The following is a 1,752-nucleotide window of genomic DNA, read 5'->3' as shown; positions in this document are numbered from 1 at the left end:
AGAGGTAGCCGAGGTTGTACCAGACGATGATCTGCACGACGAGCGGCACCGAGCGGAAGAACCAGATGTAGGTCCAGGCGATGCCGTTCAGCAGCGGCGAGCCGCTGAGCCGGGCGAGCGCGAGCAGCGTGCCGAGGCCGAATCCGACGACGGCGGCGATCACCGTCAGCGTGAGGGTGTACCCGAAGACGCCGGTGAGCACCGGCTCGGAGAAGAAGTAGCGGGCGAAGACGTCCCACTCGTAGTTCTCGTTGACGACGAGTGACCACGCGAACTGCGCGATCGCGAAGATCAGCAGGGCGCTGAGCACCCAACGGAACCAGTGCCGGGTGTGGACGACGCGGAACGATCCGAGGTCGACCCGGGCGGCCGGGGCGGGGGTCGGGTCGTCGACGACGCGGGCGCGTGCGAGCGTGTCGGTCATGCCTGCTCCTTCGGGGGATGCGGCCGGTCGCCGCGTTTCCGCCACGGTAGGGGCGTCGCCGGTGTGCGCCGGAGGGCGCGTTTCACATGCCGCAACCGCGCGTCGCACGCGGTAACAGTGCGATCAGGCGGTGCGCAGGATCCGCTCGGTCACGCGGGTGCAGAAGTGCAGGGCGTCGACCGGCACGCGCTCGTCCGCGGCGTGGAACTGCGCGAACACGTCGAACTCGTGCGGCACCTGCAGGGCCACGAAGCCGTAGCCATGGATGCCGAGCCGGGCGAAGCTCTTGTTGTCGGTGCTGGCCGGCAGCAGGTAGGGCACGACGAAGCCGTCGGAGTCCTCGGCGCCGATGGCACGGTCGAACACGTCCAGCAGGGGAGAGTCGGAAGCCGCGAGGGTGGCGGGTGTCCAACCGCCCCAGCGGATGTCGATGTCGTCGCCGACGATTCGCGTGATCTCGGCGCGCAGGGAGTCGTCGTGACCGGGGAGCACGCGGATGTCGAGGCGCGCCCGCGCCTCGGCGGGGATCACATTGGTCTTGTCGCCCGCGATCAGCACCGTGGGGGAGACGGTGTCGCGGGCTGAGGCGGCGAGGAACGTCTCCGCGTGGCCGAGGCGCGCGAGGGCGTCGGACAGGTCACCGAAGGGCTCGCCCGTGTGGGCGGCGTACACCCGCAGGAAGCGGTCGAGCGCCTCGGTGCGCTCGACCGGGAAGGGGTGGTCGCCGAGGGCGGCGACCGCGCGAGCGAGACGGACGACGGCGTTGTCGGCGGTCGGGCGAGAGCCGTGCGCGGCGCGACCGCGGGCGGTGAGGGTCGCCCAGGCGACCCCCTTCTCGCCGACGGCGGCGACGTAGGCGCGCCGGCGCCCGGCGGGGATCGAGAATCCGCCCACCTCGCTCACCGCCTCGGTGACGCCCGCGAGCAGGTCGGGTCGGTTCTCGACGATCCAACGCGCACCCCAGACGCCGCCGGTCTCCTCGTCGGCGACGAACGCGAACACGATGTCGCGCGCGGGCACGATGTCGTTGCGGCGGAAGTGGCGGGCGAGGGCGAGCAGCGTGCCGGCGAAGCCCTTCATGTCCACGACTCCGCGACCGTAGAGGTAGCCGTCGTCGTCGATCTCGGCGGCGAACGGCGGATGCGTCCAGTCGGCCGCGACGGCGGGGACCACATCGAGGTGGGCGTGAACGAGCAGGGCGCCGCGGGCCGGGTCGGCACCGGCGAGCCGCGTGACGATCGATCCTCGGCCGGGTCGCGGTTCGAGGAACTCGACCTCGTAGCCGACCTCCTCCAGCGCCTGCTGCGCGAGGCGCGCGGCGCGGGTCT

The 1,752-nt window shown here is 71.8% G+C and carries 1 protein-coding gene and 1 pseudogene; both read right to left on the bottom strand.

The window, feature by feature from the left end; all coding sequences use genetic code 11:
* A partial coding sequence (locus tag ASG00_RS16600) for an ABC transporter permease subunit (RefSeq protein ID WP_327037466.1) occupies positions 1–424 on the bottom strand: 424 nt, incomplete at its 3' end.
* A gap of 123 nt (positions 425–547) precedes the next feature.
* A pseudogene (locus tag ASG00_RS02750) lies at positions 548–1,752 on the bottom strand (M20/M25/M40 family metallo-hydrolase); the annotation flags it as partial.

The sequence above is a fragment of the Microbacterium sp. Leaf351 genome, from assembly GCF_001423825.1.
GTDB classification, from domain to species: domain Bacteria; phylum Actinomycetota; class Actinomycetes; order Actinomycetales; family Microbacteriaceae; genus Microbacterium; species Microbacterium ginsengisoli.
Note: the sequence above shows the minus strand (reverse complement) of the source record. Positions and strands in the feature narration are given on the sequence as shown.